The following is a 21,443-nucleotide window of genomic DNA, read 5'->3' as shown; positions in this document are numbered from 1 at the left end:
TCTAGTGAGCCCCCGCACCGCCGGCCCGCGACACGAGGCGGTACGCCTCCTCGAGGACGGCGTCGGACGGGCCGACCAGACGCGTGGGGACGGCGAGCCCGTCGAGCACGACGAACCGCAGGGTCGACCCGCGGGACTTCTTGTCCCGGCGCATCGCCGTGAGCAGCGACTCCCACCGGTCGCCGCGGTAGGTCGTCGGCAGGCCGACCGACCCGAGCACTGCCCGGTGGCGGGCGACCAGGTGGTCGCCCTCCGGTCCGGTGAGGTGGCCGGTGAGCCGCGCCAGCTCGGCGACGTACACCATGCCGACGCTGATCGCCTCGCCGTGACGCCACGTGTAGCCCTCGACCTGCTCGATGGCGTGCCCGAACGTGTGGCCGTAGTTGAGGATCTCGCGCAGCGAGCTCTCGCGCAGGTCGGCGGCGACGACCTCGGCCTTGACCCGGACCGCCCGCTCGACGAGCTCGACCACGTGCGGGCCGTCGGCCCGGCAGGCCGATGCCGGGTCGTCCTCGACGAGCTCGAGGATGCGCGGGTCCGCGATGAACCCGCACTTGACGACCTCGGCGAGGCCGGCGACGAGGTCGGCCCGCGGCAGTGTCGCGAGCACGCCGACGTCGCAGACCACCCCGGCCGGCGGGTGGAACGCGCCGACGAGGTTCTTGCCCTCGGGAGTGTTGATGCCGGTCTTGCCGCCCACGGCGGCGTCGACCATGCCGAGGAGGGTCGTCGGCACCTGCACGACGCGTACTCCACGCAGCCACGACGCCGCGACGAAGCCCGCGAGGTCGGTGACGGTGCCACCGCCGAGGCCGACGACGGCGTCGCTGCGGGTGAAACCCGCCCGGCCGAGCCGCGACCAGAGGTCTGCGGCCACCGCGGCGGTCTTGGCCGACTCGGCGTCGGGGACCTCGGCGGCAAGGACCGCGTACCCGCGCGCCTCGAGGGCCGAGGCGACGCGCGCCACGAGGTCGGGCAGCGTCGGCGGGTGGACGAGCAGGACGCGCTCGACTCCCTCGCCGACGAGCTCGCCGACCCGGTCGAGGGCACCGGAGCCGATGACGACGTCGTACTGTCCGCCGACGCTGATCGTCGTCGGCGCGGCCGTGCCGCTCACGCCCGCCCCGCCTCGAGGAGCGCGACGACCTCGTCGACGACGGCCTCCGGAGCCTTGCCCGCGGTGTCGACGCGGACCGACGCCACGCGCTCGTAGGTGGGGCGGCGATGGTTCATCATCGTGACCCACGAGGCGCGCGGGTTGACGGCGAGCAGCGGACGGGACCGGTCGAAGCCGATGCGCCGGCTCGCGTCGGCGATGGCGACGTCGAGGAACACGACGACGTGGCCCCGCAGCGCCTCCTCGGTCAGCGGGTCCATCACCGCCCCGCCCCCGAGTGCGACGACGCCGGTCTCCTCCGCGAGCGACCGGGCCACCTCGGCCCGCTCGAGCTCCCGGAAGACCGGCTCGCCGTCGTCGACGAAGATGTCGGAGATGCTGCGCCCCTCCACCGCTTCCACGGCGGCGTCGACGTCGTGGAAGGCGACCCCCAGTCGCTCGGCGAGCGCCTTGCCGACGGTCGTCTTGCCCGCACCGGGCGGCCCGACGACGACGGCGACCGGACGCGTCGCCTCTTCGGCCCCCCTGGCCTCCGTGGCCTCGGTGGCGTCCGTCGGCTGCCCGGAGTCGGCGGTCACCACGTCCGCAGCCCCTCCGGGATCGCCGCCAGGTACGCGGCGTGGTTGCGCGAGGTCTCGGCGACGGAGTCGCCGCCGAACTTCTCGAGGCACGCCTCGGCGAGCACGAGCGCCACCATCGCCTCGGCGACGACGCCTGCCGCGGGGACGGCGCACACGTCGGAGCGCTGGTGGATGGCGGTCGCGGCCTCACCGGTCGCGACGTCGACGGTGGCGAGGGCCCGCGGCACGGTGCTGATCGGCTTCATCGCCGCGCGCACGCGCAGCGGCTGGCCGTTGGACATGCCGCCCTCGGTCCCGCCGGCCCGGGCGGTGCGACGCGTGATGGCGCCCTCGAGCAGGTCCATCTCGTCGTGGGCCCGGGAGCCGCGGCGGCGGGCGGTCTCGAAGCCGTCCCCGACCTCGACGCCCTTGATCGCCTGGATGCTCATGAGCGCCTGCGCCAGGCGGCCGTCGAGCCGGCGGTCCCAGTGCACGTGCGAGCCGAGGCCCGGAGGCAGGCCGTAGGCCAGCACCTCGACGACGCCACCGAGGGTGTCGCCGTCCTTGCGGGCGGCGTCGACCTCGGCGACCATCGCGGCCGACCCGGCCACGTCGAAGGCGCGGACGGGGTCGGCGTCGAGACGCTCGACGTCGTCGGGCGTCGGCACGGGCGCGTCGGGGCTGACCGCTGCGGTGCCGATCGAGACCGTGTGCGACACGAGCCGGATGCCGTAGGCCTGCTCCAGGAAGCGCGCGGCGACCTCACCCAGCGCGACCCGCGCCGCGGTCTCACGCGCGCTGGCCCGCTCGAGGACGGGCCGGGCGTCCTCGTGCCCGTACTTCTGCATGCCGACGAGGTCCGCGTGGCCGGGCCGGGGGCGGGTCAGCGGCTTGTTGCGCGCGACCTCCTTCTCGGCGTTGACGTCATCCGCGGCGGCGTACGCCTCGTCGCTGACGGCCTCGGGGCTCATGACGGTCGTCCACTTGGGCCACTCGCTGTTGCCGATGCGCACGGCGAGGGGCGAGCCGATCGTCACCCCGTGGCGCAGGCCCCCGAGGAACTCGACCTCGTCCTGCTCGAACTTCATCCGGGCGCCGCGCCCGTACCCGAGCCGGCGCCGCGCGAGCGCGGCCTGCAGGTCCTTGGCGCCGACCTCGACACCGGCCGGGACGCCCTCGAGGACGGCCACCAGCGCCGGGCCGTGGGACTCACCGGCGGTCAACCAACGAAACATGTCCCGATCCTCCCACGCAGCCTGTCGCCGGCTCCGACCCGCCCGCGAGGCGGACGACCGCAGCCACACCGGCGACCGCACCCGGACGCACCACGGTCAGAGGACGAACCGCACCTCGGTGAGCAGCGACAGCAGCAACCCGACGAGCATCCACGGACCGAAGGCGATGTCGTCCTTGCGCGAACCACGCAGCACCGTGAGCCGGACGACGCCGTAGGCGCCGGCGAGGAGGAAGGCCGCGCACGCCGCGACGAGCGTCGCCACCACCGAGAGGTAGCCCGAGGCGAGCCCGACCAGGCCGGCCAGGGTGACGTCGCCGAACCCGAAGCCGCTGCCCAGCAACGCGGCGAGCAGGGCGAGCAGCAGGAACACCGCCCACAGCGCGAGACCCGCGACGACGGCCCGACGCAGGGCCGCCCAGTCCCCCGACGCGAGCGAGGCGACGGTCAGCTGGACGAGCAGGACGACATATGCCGGGCGGGTCAGGCCCCGAGGCAGCCGGTGCACGTCGGCGTCGATCCACGAGAGCGCTACCGCGACCGCGGAGAAGACGAGGTAGGCCGGTGCCAGCGCCCACTCCGACAGGGGGCCGAACCGCCAGGCGAGGACCGCCCAGAGCAGCCCGGTCGAGGCCGTCACGACCCACGGCCCGACGCGCGGTCCCGGACCGATCTCGTCGTCGAGCCGGTAGCCCAGGGTCGCGAGCCGCCGGCGCAGGAGCTCACCGACACCGAGGCCGGCCAGACCCACCACGACGACGAACCACCACGGCGTCGGCGGCGCGGCGACCCAGGTCACGACGCGGTCCCCGCCTCGGCCGTACCTGCGCGGTCGTCGCGACCCGCCGCCTGCTGAGATGTCCGGACCGCCCGGGCCGCCAGGGCGGCGTCGAGCGCGGCACGCATCGCCTCGAGGGGCGCGGGGCGCCCGGTCATGAGCTCGACCTGTCGGGTGGCCTGGTGCAGGAGCATGTCCGTACCGGGGGCGATGACCCAGCCGGCGGCCGCAGCGGCCCGCTCGAGTGGCGTCGTGCCGCCGGCGTAGACGGCATCGAGCAGCACCGGGCGCGTCGACGCGTCGGCCACGGGCAGCCGGTCCAGGCCGACCACGGACGCAGGGGGCACGGTGCTGACGACGACGTCGGTCGGCGTCCACTGCCCGAGACCGACGACCTCGACCTCGAGGCCCGACGCGCGCGCCTGCTCGAGCGTCTCGGGTCGGGCCCGGTCGCGCACCATGAGGACGACCCGCCGGGCGGTGCCGGCCACCGCCGCGACCGTGGAGCGCGCCGTGGCCCCGGACCCGACGACGAGCACCGAGCGGGGCGCCGGGGCACCGGCCTCGGCCAGCGCCCGCCGGACGCCGACGACGTCGGTGTTGTGCGCCGACCAGCCGGCGGCGGTCGGCAGCAGCGTGTTGGCCGCGCCGGTGGCGCGGGCCGCGTCGTCCACGACGGACGCGGCCGCGAGGGCCGCCTCCTTGAGCGGCATCGTCAGCGACAGGCCCCGGCACCCGTCCGCGAGGGCCTCGAGCTCGCCGGCGAACCGGTCGGCGCCGACCTCGCGGCGTCCGTACGTCCAGCCGAGACCCAGCGCCGTGTAGGCGGCCCGGTGCAGCACCGGCGAGAGCGAGTGCGCGATGGGGCTGCCCCACACCTCGCACCAGAGCGTCAGCACTTGCCCTTGTTGGCCGCACACCACTGCTGGAACTGCTGGACGTTGCGCTGGTGCTCCTCGTACGTCGTCGCGAACTTCGTCTCGCCGGTGGCCAGGTTGACGGTGACGAAGTACAACCAGCCGCCCGGCGCCGGCGAGGCGGCCGCCTGCAGGGCCTGGTCGCCGGGGTTGGCGATCGGGCCCGGCGGCAGACCCGGGAAGCGACGCGTGTTGTACGGACTGCCGCTGTCGAGCATGGCCTGGGTGGGCACGCCGCGCTTCTTGAAGATGTAGTTGACCGTCGAGTCGAGGCCGAGGGACATGTTCTGGGCGAGGCGGTTCTCGATGACCCGTGCCAACTTGGCCTGGTCGGCCTCGGTCTGGGCCTCGCCCTCGACGAGGCTCGCGACCGTGACGACGCGCTCCATCCGGTCCGGCGCGATACCGAGGGCGTCGAGGCGCTTCATCGACTCGGCGACCATCTGCTTGAGCTGGTCGAGCGCGGTCGTCTTTGACCCGAACTCGTAGCTGGCCGGGAAGAGGTAGCCCTCGATGTTGCCCTTGGCCGACGGCGGCAGGCCGAGCTCGTCGACCTTCTTGGCCGCGGCCTCGTACTGGGCGACCGGGATGCCCGAGCCCTTCGACAGGCGCGCGTAGATCTCGGTGGCCCACAGGCCCTCCGGGATGGTGACCCGGGTGATGTCGCGGTTCTTGGGGTCAACGAGCACGGCGAGGGCGTCGGCGGCGCGCATCTGCTTCTTCAGCGTGTAGATGCCCGGCTGGATGCCGGCGCTCCTCGGGTCGGCGTTCGCGGCCTCGATGAAGGCCTTCGTCGACTTGACGACGTCGTCCTCGACGAGCGTCTTGGCGATGGCGGTGCCGCCCTGGCCGTCCTCGACGGTGACCTGGACCTGGCCGGAGCCCGGGCCCGGGTAGTCGTTGGCCTCGAGGAAGTCCTCGACGACGGGCCGCAAGGCCTTGTAGGCGACGCCCACGCCGCCACCGATGAGACCGAGCGCGAGGACGATGACGATGATGCGGCGCAAGACCGACGGCTTGCCGGAGCGTCGCGCGGCCGGCGCGGCGGGTGCGGCCGGTGCGGTGGGTGCCCCCGTGGACGAGCCGGCGTCGCGTCTGCGGCGTCCGCGCGCCCGGGCGGCCTGTTCGGCCTCGCGACGCTCGCGCCGGGTCAGGGGGACGGCACCCTGCGCGTCGGCACCGTGTGCCGGACCGTGGCCTGCCTCATGTCCCCCGTGGCCGGCGACGTGGTCGTGGTCCGCATGCGTGCCGTACCCGTCGTACCCACCCGCGGCGAGGTCGTGCTCGTAGGCGCCCGGCGCGGTCTCGTCGTGGGCGTAGGTGTCGTCGTGGTCGCCGAAGATGGACGACTCCAGGTGGTCCTTCATCCTCGGCGTTCCTTCTTCCGTCTTCCGGTGGGCGAGACGGTCTCGCCCGGCGCCCGGCCCAGGGCCGCCTCGGTGTCGAGGGCCGACTGGAGGATCAGCACGGCAGCGGCCTGGTCGACCACCGCTCGCTGGCCGCGACCAGGGACCCCGCTGTCGCGTAGTCTCCGGTGCGCGTCGACGGTGGTCAAGCGCTCGTCGACGAGGCGCACCGACACGGTACCGAGCCGCGCGGCCAGCAGGGACGCATACGTGCGAGCCAGCCGGGCCGCCTCCCCCTCCTGCCCGGAGAGGAGCCGCGGCAGCCCGACGACGACCTCGACGGCGCCGAGGTCGGCGACGATCGCGGCGAGCGCCTCGACGTCGGCGTCGGCCGCGAGGTCACGCGGCAGCGTCTCGACGGGGTGGGCGAACGTCCCGGACGGGTCGGACGCGGCGACGCCGACGCGGGCCTGGCCCACGTCGACGCCGACGCGAACTCCGGGGCGTGCGCCCGACGAGGTCACTGGCCGGCGCCTCGGCTCCGCAGTGCGTCCTCGACCGCGCCGAGGGCCGCCGAGACCTGGCCGGCGTCCGTGCCGCCACCCTGGGCGAGGTCGTCGCGCCCCCCACCGCCACCGCCGAGGGCGGCGGCCGCGAGCTTGACGAAGGGGCCCGCCTTGAGGCCGGCCTCGCGGGCGCGCTCGTTCGTCGCGACGATGACGACGGGCCGCTCGTTCGCGACCGCCGCCATGGACACGAGCGTCGGCCGCTCGTTGCCGAGCCGCGAGCGCACGTCGGTGACGAGAGCGCGCAGGTCGTCAGCGACGACCCCGCTGCCGGCGTCGTGGCTGACGAACGTGACGCCACCGATGTCGCGCGCCGAGGCGACGAGACCCGCGGCCGCGCCGAGCACCTGGGCCTGGCGCACCGCCGCGATCTCCTTCTCGGCGTCGCGCAGGCGCGACAGGATGCCGCTGATGCGGTCGGGCAGCTCGTCACGGCGCACGCCGAGCGTGTCGGTCAGCTGGCTGACGATCGCCGCCTCGCGGGCCAGGTGCGTGTAGGCGTCGGCGCCGACGAGCGCCTCGACGCGTCGGACACCCGAGCCGATGGAGGCCTCCCCGAGCAGCTTGACGACCCCGATCTGGCCGATCCGCGGCGTGTGCGTGCCCACGCACAGCTCACGCGACCACTCGCCGATCGACACGACGCGGACGCGCTCGCCGTACTTCTCGCCGAAGAGCGCCATCGCACCGAGCTTCTTGGCCGCGTCGAGCCCCATGACGTCGGCGGTCACCGGCAGGTCGTCGAGCAGGAACCCGTTGATGCGGGCCTCGATCTGCCCCATCGCCTCGGCCGGCACCGCCTGCAGCGACCGGAAGTCGAAGCGCAGGCGCCCCGGCGAGTTCTCCGAACCGGCCTGGGTCGCGGTCTCGCCGAGCTCGTCGCGCAGCGCCTGGTGCACCATGTGCGTCGCGGTGTGCGCCCGCGAGATGGAACGCCGACGCAGCACGTCGACCTCCGCCTCGGCCTCCTGGCCCACCGCCGCCTCGCCCTCGAGGACGGTGGCGCGGTGGACGACCAGCCCCGTGATGGGTCGCTGGACGTCCTTGACCTCGATGAGCGCGCCGTTGGCGAGGCGGATCCGCCCGTGGTCGGCCTGCTGGCCGCCGGACTCGGCGTAGAGCGGGGTGCGGTCCAGGACGAGCTCGACGTCGTCGCCGGCCTCGGCGCGCTCGACGACGACCCCGTTGCGGACGATGCCGCGCAGGCGGGTGTCGGTGAGCACCTGGTCGTAGCCGGTGAACTCGACGTCGCGGCCGAGCGCGTCGGCCAGCTGCCGGTAGACGGAGGTGTCGCCGTGCGCGCTCTTCTTCGCCCGGGCGTCGGCCTTGGCGCGGTCGCGCTGCTCGGCCATGAGGCGCCGGAAGCCGGCCTCGTCGACCTGCAGGCCCTGCTCGGACGCCATCTCGAGCGTGAGGTCGATCGGGAACCCGTACGTGTCGTGCAGCGCGAACGCCTCGGACCCGCCGAGCGTCCCCGCCCCCGACGCCTTGGCCTTGGCGACCGCGGTGTCGAGGATCGTCGTGCCCGCGCTCAGGGTGCGTCGGAACGCGTCCTCCTCCGCGTACGCGACCTGGCTGATCCGCCGGAAGTCGGTCTCGAGCTCGGGATAGGAGGCCTTCATCCGCTCCATGCTGACCGGCAGCAGGTGCTCGAGGGTCGGGGCGTCGACGCCGAGCAGGCGCATCGAGCGCACCGCGCGGCGCAGCAGGCGGCGCAGGACGTACCCGCGCCCCTCGTTGCCCGGCACGACGCCGTCGCCGATGAGCATGAGCGAGGAGCGCACGTGGTCGGCGACGACCCGGAAGCGGACGTCGTCCTCGTGCACCGCACCGTAGCGGCGGCCGGTGAGGTCCTCGGCCGCGGCGATCACCGGGAAGACCTCGTCGGTCTCGTAGATGTTGTCGACGCCCTGGAGCAGGAAAGCGGCGCGCTCGAGGCCCATGCCGGTGTCGATGTTGCGCTTGGGCAGGTCCCCGACGATGTCGAAGTCCTCCTTCGACCGGACGTTCTCGAGCTCGTACTGCATGAAGACGAGGTTCCAGAACTCGAGGTAGCGGTCGCCGGCCTCCCAGTCACCGTCGGCGCCGTACGCCGGCCCGCGGTCGAGGAGGATCTCCGAGCAGGGGCCGCCCGGGCCGGCGACGCCCATGTTCCAGTAGTTGTCCTTGCGGCCGAGCCGCACGATGCGGTCGTCGGGCAGGCCGGCGACCTTCTTCCACAGCGAGATGGCCTCGTCGTCCTCGTGGTAGACGGACGCGTAGAGGTCCTTCTCGTCGAAGCCGAGGCCGCCGTCGGACTGGCTCCTCGTGATGAGCTCCCACGCGAGCTCGATCGCGCCTTCCTTGAAGTAGTCGCCGAAGCTGAAGTTGCCGTTCATCTGGAAGAACGTGCCGTGGCGGGTCGTCTTGCCGACCTCCTCGATGTCGAGGGTCCGCACGCACTTCTGGACGCTCGTGGCGCGGCTGTACGGCGGCGTCTCCTGGCCGAGGAAGTACGGCTTGAACGGCACCATGCCGGCGTTGACGAACAGCAGGTTCGGGTCGTCGTGCACGAGCGACGCGCTCGGCACGACGGTGTGGTCGCGGCTGCCGAAGAACGAGAGCCAACGGCGCCTGATCTCAGCGGTTTCCATGCGTCAGTCCTTGGGTCGGTGAGTGGTCCGGGGCCGTCACGGAGACGACGGCGCGGGTCGGGGCAGGTGGGGGCGGGGCCAGCCCGGCGCCTCAACGGGGCGCGACTGGCCCCCGGGGAGCTCGCGCCTGCCGCGCGCTCACCCGGACCAGGACCACCCTGCGTGCCACTCGGGCCACGATGCATCCGTCCTTCGACTCGTCGGCGCGGACCTCGCGCCACTGGTCAACCCTAACGGACGGTGCCCTGCGGGTCCCACCGCGTTCCCGCCCGCGCGAGACGCTCGGGCCCCCGGACACGCGGCTGGGCCGGTCCCCCAAGCGGGGACCGGCCCAGCATGCGCGGGCCGCCGGCGGAGCTGCCGACAGACGCCCGGCCGACTGCCGCCGACGGCTCTCGCGGCGCGTCAGACGGGCTCCACCTCGGCCACGAGGTCGGTCTTGATCTCGGGGAAGTGGCAGGCCTGCACGTGCTTGCCGCTCTCGCGCTTGGACCGGACCGGTGCGAGAGCCGCCTCGGAGGGCACCAGCGGCGGCTCCGTCTGGGCGCAGACCTCCTGGGCCTTCCAGCAGCGGGTGCGGAAGCGGCACCCGCTCGGCGGGTCGATCGGGCTGGGCACGTCGCCGACGAGGCGGATGCGCTCCTTGGGGGCGATGCCGCGCGCGACGTTGATGTCCGGTGCAGCGGACAGCAGCGCCTGCGTGTACGGGTGCTCCGGCTCCTCGTAGATCTTCTTCTTGTCGCCGTACTCGACGATCTTGCCGAGGTACATGACCGCGACCTGGTCGCAGAAGTGGCGCACGACGCCGAGGTCGTGCGCGACGAAGATGAACGCGAGGTCGAGCTCGTCGCGCAGCTTGCCCAGCAGGTTCATCACCTGCGCCTGGATCGACACGTCGAGCGCCGAGACCGGCTCGTCCGCGATGATGAGCTTGGGCTCGACCGCGAGAGCGCGGGCGATGCCGATGCGCTGGCGCTGGCCGCCGGAGAACTCCGACGGGTAGCGGTTGATGTGCTCGGGGCTGAGGCCGACGAGCTCGAGCAGCTCCTGGACGCGGGCCTTCTCCTTGCCCCGGTGCAGACCGTGGACCTTGAGCGGCGTCGCGAGGATCGAACCGACGGTGTGCCGCGGGTTCAGGGAGCTGTACGGGTCCTGGAAGATCATCTGCACGTCGCGGCGGATGGACCGGAGGTCCTTCTCCGGCAGGTGCGTGATGTCGCGGCCCTCGAAGACGACCTTCCCGCCGGTGGGCTCGTCGAGGCGGGTCACGAGGCGTGAGGTCGTCGACTTGCCGCAGCCGGACTCCCCGACCAGGCCGAGCGTCTGGCCCTGCTTGACCGAGAAGCTGATGCCGTCGACGGCCTTGACCATGGCCTTGACCATGCGCAGCCCCTGGACCTCGCGGAAGGGGAAGTAGCGCTGGAGGTCGGTGACCTCCAGCAGCGTCTGGTCGCTCATCGTGCTCCCTCGGCGCTGTTCAGGGTGGTCACCGGGTCTTCGAGGTGGCACCGGATCTGGCGGTTGGACAGCCCCGGCGTCGGACGCCACTCGGGCAGCTGCGTGAAGCAGGCGTCGCCCTCGACGAGGTCCTTGAACGCGCAGCGCGGGTGGAACGAACAGCCCGAGGGCAGGGCGAGCAGGCTCGGCGGCGCGCCGGGGATCGTCGAGAGCTCGTCGCGGTCCTCCGAGTGCGACGGGACCGACTGCAGCAGGCCGAAGGTGTAGGGGTGCGAGGGCTGGGCCAGCACCTCCTTGGCGTCGCCCCTCTCGACGCCGCGACCGGCGTACATGACGAGGATGTCGTCGGCGGTCTCGGCGACGACCGCGAGGTCGTGCGTGATGAGGATGACGGCCGACCCGAACTCCTTCTGCAGGTCGTTGACGAGGTCGAGGATCTGCGCCTGGACGGTGACGTCGAGGGCGGTCGTCGGCTCGTCGGCGATGAGCAGCTTCGGGTTGTTGACGAGGCCGAGGGCGATCATTGCGCGCTGGCGCATGCCGCCGGAGAACTCGTGCGGGTACTGGTTGGCCCGGCGCTGCGGGTTCGGGATGCCGACGAGCTCGAGCATCTCGACGGCACGCTTGGCCGCCACCTGCTTGCTCACGCTGTGGTGGGCCGCGTAGGCCTCGGCGATCTGCTTGCCGACCTTGTGGAACGGGTGCAGCGAGGACTGCGGGTCCTGGAACACCATGGCGGCCTTGGTGCTCCGGATCTGCTGGAAGGTCTGGCGCGGCGCCCCGACGAGCTCGATGCCGTCGAGCTTGATGCTCCCGGTGATCTGCGTGCGCTTCGGGTTGTGCAGGCCGAGGACCGCCATGCTCGAGACCGACTTGCCCGACCCGGACTCGCCGACGATGGCGAGGGTGCGGCCGAGGCGGGCCTGGTAGCTGAGGTTGGAGACGGCCTTGACGACCCCCTCCTCGGTCGGGAAGGCGACCGACAGGTCGGTGACCTCGAGGACGACGTCCCCGGCGTTCTGGGCCTGCGCGCTCTGGGTCGCGATGGTGTTCGACGGCGTGGTCACGTGAGCCTCACTCGCGGGTCGATGAACGAGTAGCCGATGTCGACGAGGAGGTTCATCAGGACCACGATGACCGCGGTCATGAGGACGCTGCCCATGATGACCGGCAGGTCGTCGTTGCGGAAGGCCGTGATGGTGCGCCGGCCGATGCCGTCGACGCTGAAGATCTGCTCGGTGATGAGGGTTCCCGTGAGCAGGGCGGCGATGTCGAGACCGAGGATCGTCAGGATCGGGCTCATCGCGGCGCGGAAGCCGTGGCGCACGAGCACCCGCCGCTCGCCGATGCCTTTGGAGCGCGCCGTGCGGATGTAGTCCATCGACAGCGACTCGAGCATCGAGTTGCGGGTGTAGCGCACGTACGTCGTCGAGGTGACGAGGCCCAGGATGAGGGCCGGGGCCAGCATGCCGAGGAGGTAGGGCACGACGCCCGAGGAGATCGACCTGTACTGCGGAAGGATGTGCCACAGCGTCACGGGGTACAGCGCGACGAGCAGCGCGAGCACGTAGTACGGGATCGCGCCGATGACCTGCGAGACGCCGACGATGCCCCGGTCCGAGGGGGTGCCGCGCCGGACGGCGGCCAGGATGCCGAGCGTGATGCCGACGACCAGGAAGATGACGGCCGCCATGAGCGTCAGGACCACGGTGTTCGGGAACCGCGTGAACAGCTCGTCGTTGACGGACTGCCGCGTCACGAACGAGTAGCCCAGGCACGGCGCGCCGCAGTGCACCCGGTCCCCGGCGTAGACGAAGTCACGGCCGGCGAACAGGCCCGAGAAGTAGTCGGTGAACTGCTGGGGCAGCGGCTTGTCCAGGCCGAGGTTGGCGCGGATGGCCGCGAGGCGGGCCGGCGGGCACTTCGTGTCGGGACACAAGGCCTGCGCCGGGTCCGACGGCGCGGCGAAGAAGAGGAGGAACGCCGAGACCAGGGTCGCCAGGACGACGCTCAGGGCCAGCGCGAGCCTCCGCAGGATGTACGTGAGCACGGGAGGAGCCTTCCAAGGGGGCGGGCGCCAGTGATGGGGGTCCGGGATCGCCGGACCCCCACCACCGCGGTCGGTTCAGATCATGCGTCCGCGGCGGGACGCCGTCAGCACCGACTTACTGGTCGAGCCAGATCTGGGTGATCTCGGGCATGCCCTTGTTCGGGTTGTTCATGACGTTCTTGACCTTCGAGCCGAAGACCGTGTTGCCCTTGTCGTAGTAGTCCGGGATGGCCAGGAGGTAGTTCTCCATGAGCCACTTGTCCATCTTGCCCCACTCCGGGCCCTGCTCGGCGATCGAGAGCTGCAGGATGCGCTTGATCTCGGCGTCGATCTTGGCGTCGGAGAAGTTGCCGAAGGTCGTGCCACCCTGCGACAGGGCGCCGGAGCCGACGGTGGGCGGGATGATGGAGTCGGCCGACGGCCAGTCGAAGCACCAGCCGCGCGGGCCCTGCAGCATGTTGTACTTGCCGTTGGGCTTGCCGATGATCGCGCGGCGCTCCTTTCCGGGAACGCCGATGTCGGTCACCTTGAAGCCGGCAGCCTGGAGCTTCTGCTTGCGGACCTGGTTGACCTTCTGCGCCGAGTCGTCGTCGTTCGTGTAGTAGTAGATGAGCTCGAACGGCTTGTCCGGACCGTAGCCGGCGTCGGCGAGCATCTTCTTCGCCTTGTCCGGGTTGCCGTCGCCCTGGCCGTTCATGCCGTCGACGACGTAGTCGAGGTGGCCGGGGATCTGCGGCGGGATCATCGTGCTGGCCGGGGTGAACGAGTGCGAGGTCTCGCCGGCGGCCTTGTGGATCGAGTCGAACGGCCACGCGGCGGCGATCGCCTTGCGCACCGGCATGGGGATCTTCGTGGCGTCCATGTTGACCATGATCACGCACGAGGACGGACCCTCGACGAACTGCGACTTCTTCTCACCCTCGATCTGCGGGATGAGCGAGGAGTCGATGGGCATCCAGTTCATCGTCGTCGCGTCGTCGCCGTTGGAGGCGAGGATGGCGGTCTGCGTCTTGAGGTCGTCGACGCCCCACTTGAAGTGGTAGCCGTCCGGGTAGTCGTTGCGCGCCGGGTCCGTCTTGGGGTCCCAGTTGGGGTTGCGCTTGAGGGTCAGCTCGGTGCCCGGGGTGTACTTGTCGAACATGTAGGGACCGGTGGCCAGCGGGTGCAGCTGGTAGTCGGCCTTGGTGTCCTTGGCCTCGGGGATCGGCGCGAACTGGTTGAAGGAGACGAAGTACGGGAGCGTCTCGAAGCGCTTCTCGAGGTGGAAGACGACGGTCTTGTCGTCGGTGGCCTCGACGCCCTTCCAGTTCTTGTCACCCTTGTACGGGCCCTGGTAGTCGGCGCCGCCCTTGAAGAACTCCTTCTGGTACGTCGGCCCGTCCGCGGCGAGGTCGGGGTCGAAGGAGCGCTTGGCCGCGAACACGACATCCTGGGCCTTGACCGGCGTGCCGTCCTCGTACTTCAGGCCGTCCTTGAGGGTGAAGGTCCACGTGAGGCCGTCCTCGGACTGCTTGCCGAGGTCGGTGGCGAGGTCCGGGACGAGGACCATCTTGCCGTCGCGCATCGTGAACGTCGTCAGCGCGCGGTGCGTCAGCGAGAAGATGACGGCCGTGTCCTGGAAGAACTGGTCGCTCGGGTCCATGTTGGCGGGCGTCGACGAGTAGGCGACGGTGAGGATGCCGCCCTTCTTGGCGCCCGGGACGGCGGGGGCCGGCCCCTTGGCGTTCGGGTCGAGGGCGGCAGCGGCACCCTCGACGGGGCCGTTGCCGGCACCGTTGGTGCCGCCGGCGCCGCCGTTGTTGGCTGCCGGAGCGCCGCAGGCCGCGACAAACCCGAGGGATGCCACGGCTCCCACGGTCAGGACTTTGGTCCAGCGCATTGTTGTTGCTCCCTTTTGTGCGTGTCCCGGCGCTTTGCCGGGGACATGTGAGGACCGAGAACGGGTGGGTTATCGGCGACTGGTGGGGTCGAAGGCGTCGCGGATCGAGTCACCGAGCAGCGTCAGGGCGAGCACGAGCAGCGACAGGGCGATGACCGAGGGCCAGAGCCACAGCGGATAGGTGGCGAAGAGGTTCTGCGCGTCGGCGATCGTGCGGCCCCAGGACGCCGTCGGCTCGACGAGGCCGACGCCGAGGTAGCTCAGCGTCGCCTCGTAGGTGATGTACGCCGGGACCGCGATCGAGGCGGACACGATGATGGGGCCCACGAGGTTGGGCAGGATCTCCTTGAAGAGGATCTGGCGGGTGGGGACCCCGATGGCCCGGGCCGCCTGGACGAACTCGCGCTCGCGCAGGCTCGTCACCTCACCGCGGACGAGTCGGGCCAGGCCCATCCAGCCGAAGAAGAAGAGCACGCAGATCAGCACGACGAAGCGGATGCGGGACGTCTGCTCGTTGGTGAGGTCGCTGCCGGCGGCGATGCTCTTCTGGACGATCGGAACGATGGCGATGATGAGCAGCAGGATCGGCAGGCTGAGGAAGAAGTCGATGACCCACGAGATGATGCGGTCCACGACGCCGCCGAGGTACCCGGCGACGAGGCCGAGCGTCACGCCGATGATCGTCGAGACGGTCGCCGCGACGAACCCGATGACGAGCGAGGGCTGGGCGCCGTAGGCCCAGCGGGCGAACAGGTCACGGCCGAGTCGGGGCTCGACGCCGAGGAAGTGGGCCGAGCTCATGCCGACGGTCGGCAGGCCGTTGAAGTCGACGAGCTCGGTGTGCGTCGCGTACGGGTCGGCCGCGGCCTTCGTCAGCGGGTCGACCGCCTCGAGCTTGGTCAGCAGCGGCGCGAAGATCGCGACGAGGACGAAGAAGACGATGATGGCGCCGCAGACGATGGCGACCTTGTCCTTCTTCAGCCGGTCCCACGCGACCTGCCCCGGAGAACGGCCGGTCCTCACCTGCTTGCGGTTCGGCTCCTGGGCGGTCCTCTCGTCGGGCGCCTCCGTCAGCGTCGCAGCTGCAGAGCCCGGCATGGCGTTCAACGCGTCGTCTCCATCCTTGTGGGGTTCCATCACCGACGAGGTCACTCGCCGGTCCCGGCACAGGCACACGGACGGGCCGTTCCACCCCCTGCGGGACGTCGTCACCCTGCCATACGCCGGGCCGGTGTCCAAGCATCGAGACGGTCTTGGTTGACAAATCGTTACCAGTGTCCGGTTCGGCACAACATCGTGCGGACGAGGGCGGGCCCGGAGGGATGTTCGGCCGTCGGACGGCTCCCTGGCCCCACCTGTCACGCCGGCAACACGCCTGGACAACTCACCGCGAACGTGGCGTGTCGGGCGCGGGAGTGGCCGAGCCGTCGGACCGCCAGGCACCTCCGGTCCTGACGCGGACGTCAGGACCACGGGCCCGGGCCCGGACCTCAGGACCGACGGGCCCGGACCTCAGGACCGACGGGCCCGGACCTCATGACCGACGGGCCCGGACCTCATGACCGACGGGTCCGGCCGAGACGGCCGGCGAGCCAGTCCCACCGCGTGCGCAGTCGCTCCTCGAACCCGCGGTCGGTGGGCCGGTAGTAGCTGACGGCGTCGTGCAGGTCGTCGGGCAGGTACTGCTGGCGGGCCACGGCGTCAGGCTCGTCGTGCGCGTAGACGTAGCCCGCCCCGTGGCCGAGCCGCTCGGCACCGGCGTACCCGCTGCCGCGCAGGTGTGGCGGCACCGCTCCCCCGCGTCCGGCCCGGACGTCGGCGATGGCGGCGTTGATGCCGAGGTAGGCCGCGTTCGACTTCGGGGCGAGCGCGTTGTGGACCACGGCCTGGCCCAGGATGATCCGCGCCTCGGGCATCCCGATCTGCGCCACGGCGTGCATCGCCGCTACGGCGGTCTGCAGCGCTGTCGGGTCGGCCATGCCGACGTCCTCGCTCGCGGAGATGACGATGCGGCGTGCGATGAACCGCGGGTCCTCCCCCGCCTCGAGCATCCGCGCCAGGTAGTGCAGGGCGGCGTCGACGTCGCTGCCGCGCATCGACTTGATGAGGGCGCTGGCGACGTCGTAGTGCTGGTCACCGGCACGGTCGTACCGGACCGCCGCGTGCGCCACCGCTTGCTCGACGTGGGCCAGGGTGATGGCCACCGGACGGTCGTCGGTGCGCCCGGCGGGTTCGGCGTCGAGCGCGACACCGGCCGCCGCCTCGAGGGAGGTCAGGGCCCGGCGCGCGTCGCCGCCGGAGATCCGCACGAGGTGGTCGAGGGCGTCGTCGTCCAGGGTGTGCGCGCCGGCGAAGCCACGCTCGTCGTCGAGGGCGGCGCGGAGCAGGTCGGCGACGTCGGCGTCGGGCAGCGCGCCCAGCGTGACGAGGACCGAGCGCGACAGCAGCGGCGAGATGATGCTGAACGACGGGTTCTCCGTCGTCGCCGCGACGAGGATGACGGTGCGGTTCTCGACACCGGGCAGCAGGGCGTCCTGCTGCGCCTTGGTGAAGCGGTGGATCTCGTCGAGGAACAGGACGGTCTGGCGCCCGTAGAGGTCGCGCTCGCGGGCCGCCGCGTCCATGACGGACCGGACGTCCTTGACGCCCGCGGTGACGGCGGACAGCTCGACGAACCGGCGGTCGGCGGCCGTGGCGACGAGGTGGGCGAGCGTCGTCTTGCCGGTGCCGGGCGGGCCCCAGATGATCGCCGACAGGGGGCCGGCGGCACCGCCGGAGCCCTCGATGAGCCGTCGCAGCGGGCTGCCCGGGCGCAGGGACTCGCGCTGCCCGCGCACCTCCTCGATGGTCCGCGGCCGCATCCGGACCGCGAGCGGCGCCGTCCCCGCCGACGCGGGCAGGTCGGCACGCTCTGCCGCCGCGGCGGACCCGAAGAGGTCGTCGGAGCTCACTGTGGAACCCTATCCGTGTGTCCCGACCCTCGGCCGTGGGCGGCCGCCCGCCCTCGCTCCTCACCCGGCTCGGCCGGGCCATCGCCCACCACCCCCGCTCGTGGGTCGCCGGCTGGGTCGTCGTCGCCGTCGCGTGCTTCGCGGTGTCGGTCGGGGGCGTCACCGGCCAGTCGCTCTTCGAGCGGCTGCACTCGGGCGCACCGACGGTCGACTCGGAGTCCTCGAGGGCCCGGGACGTCATCGAGGCCTCCCAGCCCGCCCTGGAGACGCTGACGCTGCAGGTGACCGGCGCGGACCTCGCCGACCGAGCGGTGGTGCGCGCCGGCGCCGCCGCGACCGCGAAGCTGGCCGGGCTTCACGGCGTCAAGGACGTCAGGTCGCCGCTCCTGTCCCCCAAGGGGCTTCGCGACCCGTCGGTCGCGCCACTGCTGGCGGGAGGGACCCCGGCGGTGGGCGGTTTCGTCACCGTGGTCGACTTCCGGCCGGGGCTGCCCAAGCAGGCCCAGGACGACGCCGAGGCCGCTGCCGAGACCGCGTTGCTCGACGTCGCGTCGGCCATGCACGCCGAGGGATCGGTCGGCAGCACGAACAAGACCATCAAGGCCATCACCGGCACCGTCGAGCGCGACCTCGTCCGCGGCGAGGGCATCGCCTTGCCGCTGACCTTCCTCGTCATGTTCTTCGTCTTCGGCGGCCTCGTCGCCGCCGGCATGCCGGTGGTCGGTGCCGTGGTGTCGATCGGTGGGGCGCTCCTCTCGCTCTTCGGCTTCTCCCACGCGGTCGAGCTCGACGCGACGGTCGTCAACATCGTCACGCTCCTCGGGCTGGGGCTCTCGATCGACTACGGCCTGCTCACCGTGAGCCGGTTCCGCGAGGAGCTGTCGCACCTGGCCGAGGAGTCGCCGACGCGCGAGGACGTCGTGCTCGCCGCGGAGCGCACCGTCGCCACAGCCGGACGCACCGTGCTCTTCTCCGGGGTCACCGTCGCGATCGCGCTGTCGGGCCTGCTCGTCTTCGAGGCCTCGATCATGAGGGCCATCGGGGTGGCCGGCGTCAGCGTCGTGCTCGTCGCCATGGTGGTCGCCGTCACGCTCGTCCCTGCGCTGGCCGTGCTCGGCGCGAAACGCCTGGCGCGCAAGGCGATCGAGCGGCCGAGTGACACCGGCGCCTTCTCGCGGCTGGCGTCGGGGGTGCAACGCCGTCCGGTCCTCGTCATCGTGGCGGTCCTCGCCGTGCTCGTCACCCTCGCGCTGCCGACGCTGTCGATGAAGCTGACCGCCTCGGGCACCGAGCTGCTGCCCAAGGACGCCGAGCAGCGCGTCTTCTTCGACGCGCTCGCCCGTGACTACCCGACCCTGTCCGCGCCCGAGGTCACCGTCGTCGCCGCCTCACCCGACCGTGCCACCGTCACGTCGTGGGCCGGCCGCTTCTCGTCGGCGCCCGGCGTGGAGGGCGTCACGGTGGCCCCGCTCGGCGCCGCCCACCAGCGCGTCGACATCCGCGTGGCCGGACCCCCGACCTCCGACGCCGCGCAGGACCTCGTCACCCAGATCCGCTCTGCGGCAGCACCGTTCGAGACCCTCACCACGGGCCAGGCCGCGGGCCAGATCGACTTCCTCGACTCGATGGCGGCCCGTGCCCCCTACGCCGTCGGGCTCGTCGTCCTCGGCACGCTCCTGCTGCTCTTCCTCATGACCGGTTCGCTGGTCGTTCCCGTCAAGGCGCTCCTCATGAACGTCGTGTCGCTCGGTGCCGCCCTCGGGGTCGTCGTGTGGATCTTCCAGGAGGGCCACCTCGACCGGTTGCTCGGCTTCACGTCGGTGGGCGCGGTGGAGTCGATGGTGCCCTTCCTCGTCCTCGCCTTCGGGTTCGGGCTCTCGATGGACTACGAGGTCTTCCTCCTGTCCCGCATCGTCGAGTTCCACCGGGCCGGGCGCGACACCGACCGTGCCGTCTCGCTCGGGCTCCAGCGCACCGGACGGATCATCACGAGCGCGGCGCTGCTCATCGTCATCGTGTTCGCGGGCTTCGTCGCCGGCGACATCCTCATCATCAAGGAGATGGGCGTCGCGCTGGTCGCGGCCGTCGCCATCGACGCGACGCTCGTGCGGATGCTCCTCGTGCCCGCGACGATGACGCTGCTCGGCCGGTTCAACTGGTGGGCGCCGGGCCCGCTCCGCCGCCTCCACGCCCGCTTCGGGATCAGCGAGTGACCGCCGATCGCGGCCGCGCCCCCGCGGCAGCGGGCCCCGTGGTGCGCGGTCACGGGCACGCGGCCCTCGTCGACGCGTCGGGCGGACACGAGTTCGTCCGCTGGGAGGTGCCGCCCCGGCTCTCGGACACGTGGTGGCGGTCCGGGGACGCGGTCCTCTTCCGTCGGCTGCGTCGCCACGGCGTGGCGTTCGCCGCGCTCGGCGGGGCAGCGGGAGTGGGTGCCCTGCTCGACCGGCTGCCGCAGCTCGCCGAGGAGGTCCACGCGTCCTGGCCCCTCGGTCTGAGCGTTCCGCGGCACCTCGAGCCGCTCGTGCACGAACGGCTCGAGGTCGACCCGGGCGGCGACTGGGACTGGTTCGTCACCCGGACGGCGCCCCCCGCCTTCGGCCCCGAGGGCCTCGTCCGGCCGCTCGACGACACGGCCCGACACGAGGAGGTCGCGGCCTTCCTCGCCGAGCACTCCCCCACGGCCGACACCGCGCCGGGCGAGGGCGAGACGTGGTGGGGCATCGACCTCGACGGTCGCCTCGTCGCCACCGCGGCCGTCGGCCTCCTGCCGAGCGGGGCGCCGTCGGTGTCGTCGGTCGCCGTCGACGCCTCGGTGCGCGGGCGGGGCCTCGGCCGGGCGCTCGTCGGTGCCGTGACGCGCCGGGCCGTGGCCGACCACGGCCTGTGCACGCTGGGCATGTACGCGCACAACACCGTGGCTCGCTCCCTCTACGCCTCGCTCGGCTACTGGAGCCCGGTGGCGTGGGCGAGCCGGTCCGTGCGCCAACGTTCGGAGGCCCTCTGCCGATCGTCCCCGTGACGGCGCGCGACAGCCTCAGTCGAAGTCGGCGGCCGAGTACGGCGTCGTGGCCGGCTCGACAAGGACGACCCAGTTGCCCGAGATGTCCCGGCACACGGCCTCGGTGCCGTACGGCCGGGTCGAGGGCGGCTGGAGGAACTCGACGCCCTTGGCGGTGAGGTCCTCGAAGGTCCGCTGGCAGTCGTCGACGGTGAGCCCGAGGCCGTGCATCGTGCCGGCCTCCTGGGCGCGCCGCACCGCGTCGACGAGGTCGGCAGGCAGCGGCGGGCCGGGGATCGCGAGGTTGACGGCCAGCTCGGGCTGGTTGGGGTGGACGATGGTGCACCACCGGTAGCCCTCGCCCAGGGTGATGTCGTCCTTCTCCTCGAAGCCGAGGACGTCGGTGTAGAACTTCTTGGCGTCGTCGATGTCCTTCACGAACAGGCTGACGATCGAGATGTTGGTGATCATGGGCGCAACGCTAGGACCCCGGCCCGATCGCCGGCTTCTCCCCGGTTGCGGTCTCGGCGAGGCCCCACATGAAGACGAAGCAGCCGGGGATGTGGGGTGCACCCACCTCGGCGTACCGGCGCTGGAAGGCGCTCGGCGTCTCCCCCACGACCTCGCGGAAGCGGCTGCTGAACGACCCGAGGCTCGAGTACCCCACGGCGAAGCAGACCTCGGTGACGGTGAGGTTGGTGGCCCGGAGCAGGTCCTGCGCCCGCTCGATCCGACGCCGCGACACGTACTCGGCAGGCGTCAGACCGTACGTCGAGCGGAAGAGGCGCAGGAAGTGCCACTTCGAGAGGCGAGCCTCGGCGGCGAGCCGGTCGAGGTCGAGCGGCCGAGCGTACTCGCGGTCGGCGAGGTCGCGGGCCCGGCGCAGGTGCACGAGCACGTCGTCCGGCGCGCGCTCCGGCGTCCGGAGGCTCGGCCGCGCGGTCGTCTCCACG

The 21,443-nt window shown here is 72.1% G+C and carries 18 protein-coding genes; 2 read left to right on the top strand and 16 right to left on the bottom strand.

Annotated elements, in window-relative coordinates:
- Position 1 precedes the first annotated feature (1 nt).
- The 14 genes from aroB to ACR9ZK_RS02605 all read right to left on the bottom strand — a co-directional run bounded on the left by aroB (position 2) and on the right by ACR9ZK_RS02605 (position 17,489).
- Positions 2-1,117, bottom strand: coding sequence for a 3-dehydroquinate synthase (gene aroB / locus ACR9ZK_RS02670; protein WP_481339914.1), 1,116 nt, complete (start codon positions 1,115-1,117; stop codon positions 2-4).
- Positions 1,114-1,695, bottom strand: coding sequence for a shikimate kinase (locus ACR9ZK_RS02665; RefSeq protein ID WP_481339937.1), 582 nt, complete (start codon positions 1,693-1,695; stop codon positions 1,114-1,116). Before ACR9ZK_RS02665 ends, aroB begins: the two co-directional genes overlap by 4 nt.
- The gene (gene aroC / locus ACR9ZK_RS02660) at positions 1,692-2,912 is read right to left on the bottom strand and encodes a chorismate synthase (protein WP_481339910.1); all 1,221 of its coding nucleotides are present in this window, start codon (positions 2,910-2,912) and stop codon (positions 1,692-1,694) included. The genes ACR9ZK_RS02665 and aroC overlap by 4 nt, the downstream gene beginning before the upstream one ends.
- Positions 2,913-3,008: 96 nt before the next feature.
- The gene (locus ACR9ZK_RS02655; protein WP_481339907.1) at positions 3,009-3,710 is read right to left on the bottom strand and encodes a prepilin peptidase; all 702 of its coding nucleotides are present in this window, start codon (positions 3,708-3,710) and stop codon (positions 3,009-3,011) included.
- Positions 3,707-4,588 (bottom strand): shikimate dehydrogenase, encoded by an 882-nt coding sequence (locus tag ACR9ZK_RS02650; RefSeq protein WP_481339904.1) that lies wholly within the window; start codon positions 4,586-4,588, stop codon positions 3,707-3,709. Before ACR9ZK_RS02650 ends, ACR9ZK_RS02655 begins: the two co-directional genes overlap by 4 nt.
- On the bottom strand, positions 4,582-5,973 hold the full coding sequence (mltG, locus tag ACR9ZK_RS02645) for an endolytic transglycosylase MltG (RefSeq protein ID WP_481339902.1): 1,392 nt from the start codon (positions 5,971-5,973) through the stop codon (positions 4,582-4,584). Before mltG ends, ACR9ZK_RS02650 begins: the two co-directional genes overlap by 7 nt.
- Positions 5,970-6,476, bottom strand: a complete 507-nt coding sequence (gene ruvX, locus ACR9ZK_RS02640) for a Holliday junction resolvase RuvX (protein ID WP_481339900.1) — start codon at positions 6,474-6,476, stop codon at positions 5,970-5,972. Before ruvX ends, mltG begins: the two co-directional genes overlap by 4 nt.
- Positions 6,473-9,151, bottom strand: a complete 2,679-nt coding sequence (alaS, locus tag ACR9ZK_RS02635) for an alanine--tRNA ligase (RefSeq protein ID WP_481339897.1) — start codon at positions 9,149-9,151, stop codon at positions 6,473-6,475. Before alaS ends, ruvX begins: the two co-directional genes overlap by 4 nt.
- A 405-nt stretch (positions 9,152-9,556) precedes the next feature.
- Positions 9,557-10,609: an ABC transporter ATP-binding protein gene (locus tag ACR9ZK_RS02630; protein WP_481339894.1), complete on the bottom strand. Its 1,053-nt coding sequence runs from the start codon at positions 10,607-10,609 to the stop codon at positions 9,557-9,559.
- Positions 10,606-11,676 carry an ABC transporter ATP-binding protein gene (locus tag ACR9ZK_RS02625; protein WP_481339891.1) on the bottom strand — a complete coding sequence of 357 codons (1,071 nt, stop codon included), beginning with the start codon at positions 11,674-11,676 and terminating at the stop codon, positions 10,606-10,608. Before ACR9ZK_RS02625 ends, ACR9ZK_RS02630 begins: the two co-directional genes overlap by 4 nt.
- Complete coding sequence (locus ACR9ZK_RS02620; protein WP_481339889.1) at positions 11,673-12,659, bottom strand: ABC transporter permease; 987 nt, start codon at positions 12,657-12,659, stop codon at positions 11,673-11,675. The genes ACR9ZK_RS02625 and ACR9ZK_RS02620 overlap by 4 nt, the downstream gene beginning before the upstream one ends.
- 115 nt (positions 12,660-12,774) lie before the next feature.
- A complete protein-coding gene (locus ACR9ZK_RS02615) occupies positions 12,775-14,505 on the bottom strand; it encodes an ABC transporter substrate-binding protein (RefSeq protein ID WP_481339886.1) in 1,731 nt (576 codons plus the stop codon).
- A gap of 102 nt (positions 14,506-14,607) precedes the next feature.
- Positions 14,608-15,636 (bottom strand): ABC transporter permease, encoded by a 1,029-nt coding sequence (locus tag ACR9ZK_RS02610; RefSeq protein WP_481339935.1) that lies wholly within the window; start codon positions 15,634-15,636, stop codon positions 14,608-14,610.
- A gap of 458 nt (positions 15,637-16,094) precedes the next feature.
- Positions 16,095-17,489, bottom strand: a complete 1,395-nt coding sequence (locus tag ACR9ZK_RS02605) for a replication-associated recombination protein A (RefSeq protein WP_481339883.1) — start codon at positions 17,487-17,489, stop codon at positions 16,095-16,097.
- Between the two features lie 17 nt (positions 17,490-17,506).
- Between ACR9ZK_RS02605 and ACR9ZK_RS02600 the strand changes: the two genes are divergently transcribed.
- Positions 17,507-19,702, top strand: a complete 2,196-nt coding sequence (locus tag ACR9ZK_RS02600) for an MMPL family transporter (RefSeq protein ID WP_481339881.1) — start codon at positions 17,507-17,509, stop codon at positions 19,700-19,702.
- On the top strand, positions 19,699-20,511 hold the full coding sequence (locus ACR9ZK_RS02595) for a GNAT family N-acetyltransferase (protein WP_481339877.1): 813 nt from the start codon (positions 19,699-19,701) through the stop codon (positions 20,509-20,511). Before ACR9ZK_RS02600 ends, ACR9ZK_RS02595 begins: the two co-directional genes overlap by 4 nt.
- A gap of 15 nt (positions 20,512-20,526) precedes the next feature.
- Here the strand turns inward: ACR9ZK_RS02595 and ACR9ZK_RS02590 are convergent, their stop codons facing one another.
- Entirely contained in the window at positions 20,527-20,961 is a 435-nt protein-coding gene (locus ACR9ZK_RS02590; protein WP_481339874.1) for a VOC family protein, read from the bottom strand.
- 10 nt (positions 20,962-20,971) lie between these two features.
- Positions 20,972-21,442: a helix-turn-helix transcriptional regulator gene (locus ACR9ZK_RS02585; protein ID WP_481339872.1), complete on the bottom strand. Its 471-nt coding sequence runs from the start codon at positions 21,440-21,442 to the stop codon at positions 20,972-20,974.
- Position 21,443 lies beyond the last annotated feature (1 nt).

The organism is Monashia sp. HAY1-5C (assembly GCF_056755255.1).
The sequence above is the reverse complement of the archived record's forward strand: the minus strand, read 5'-3'. Positions and strand labels throughout refer to the sequence as shown.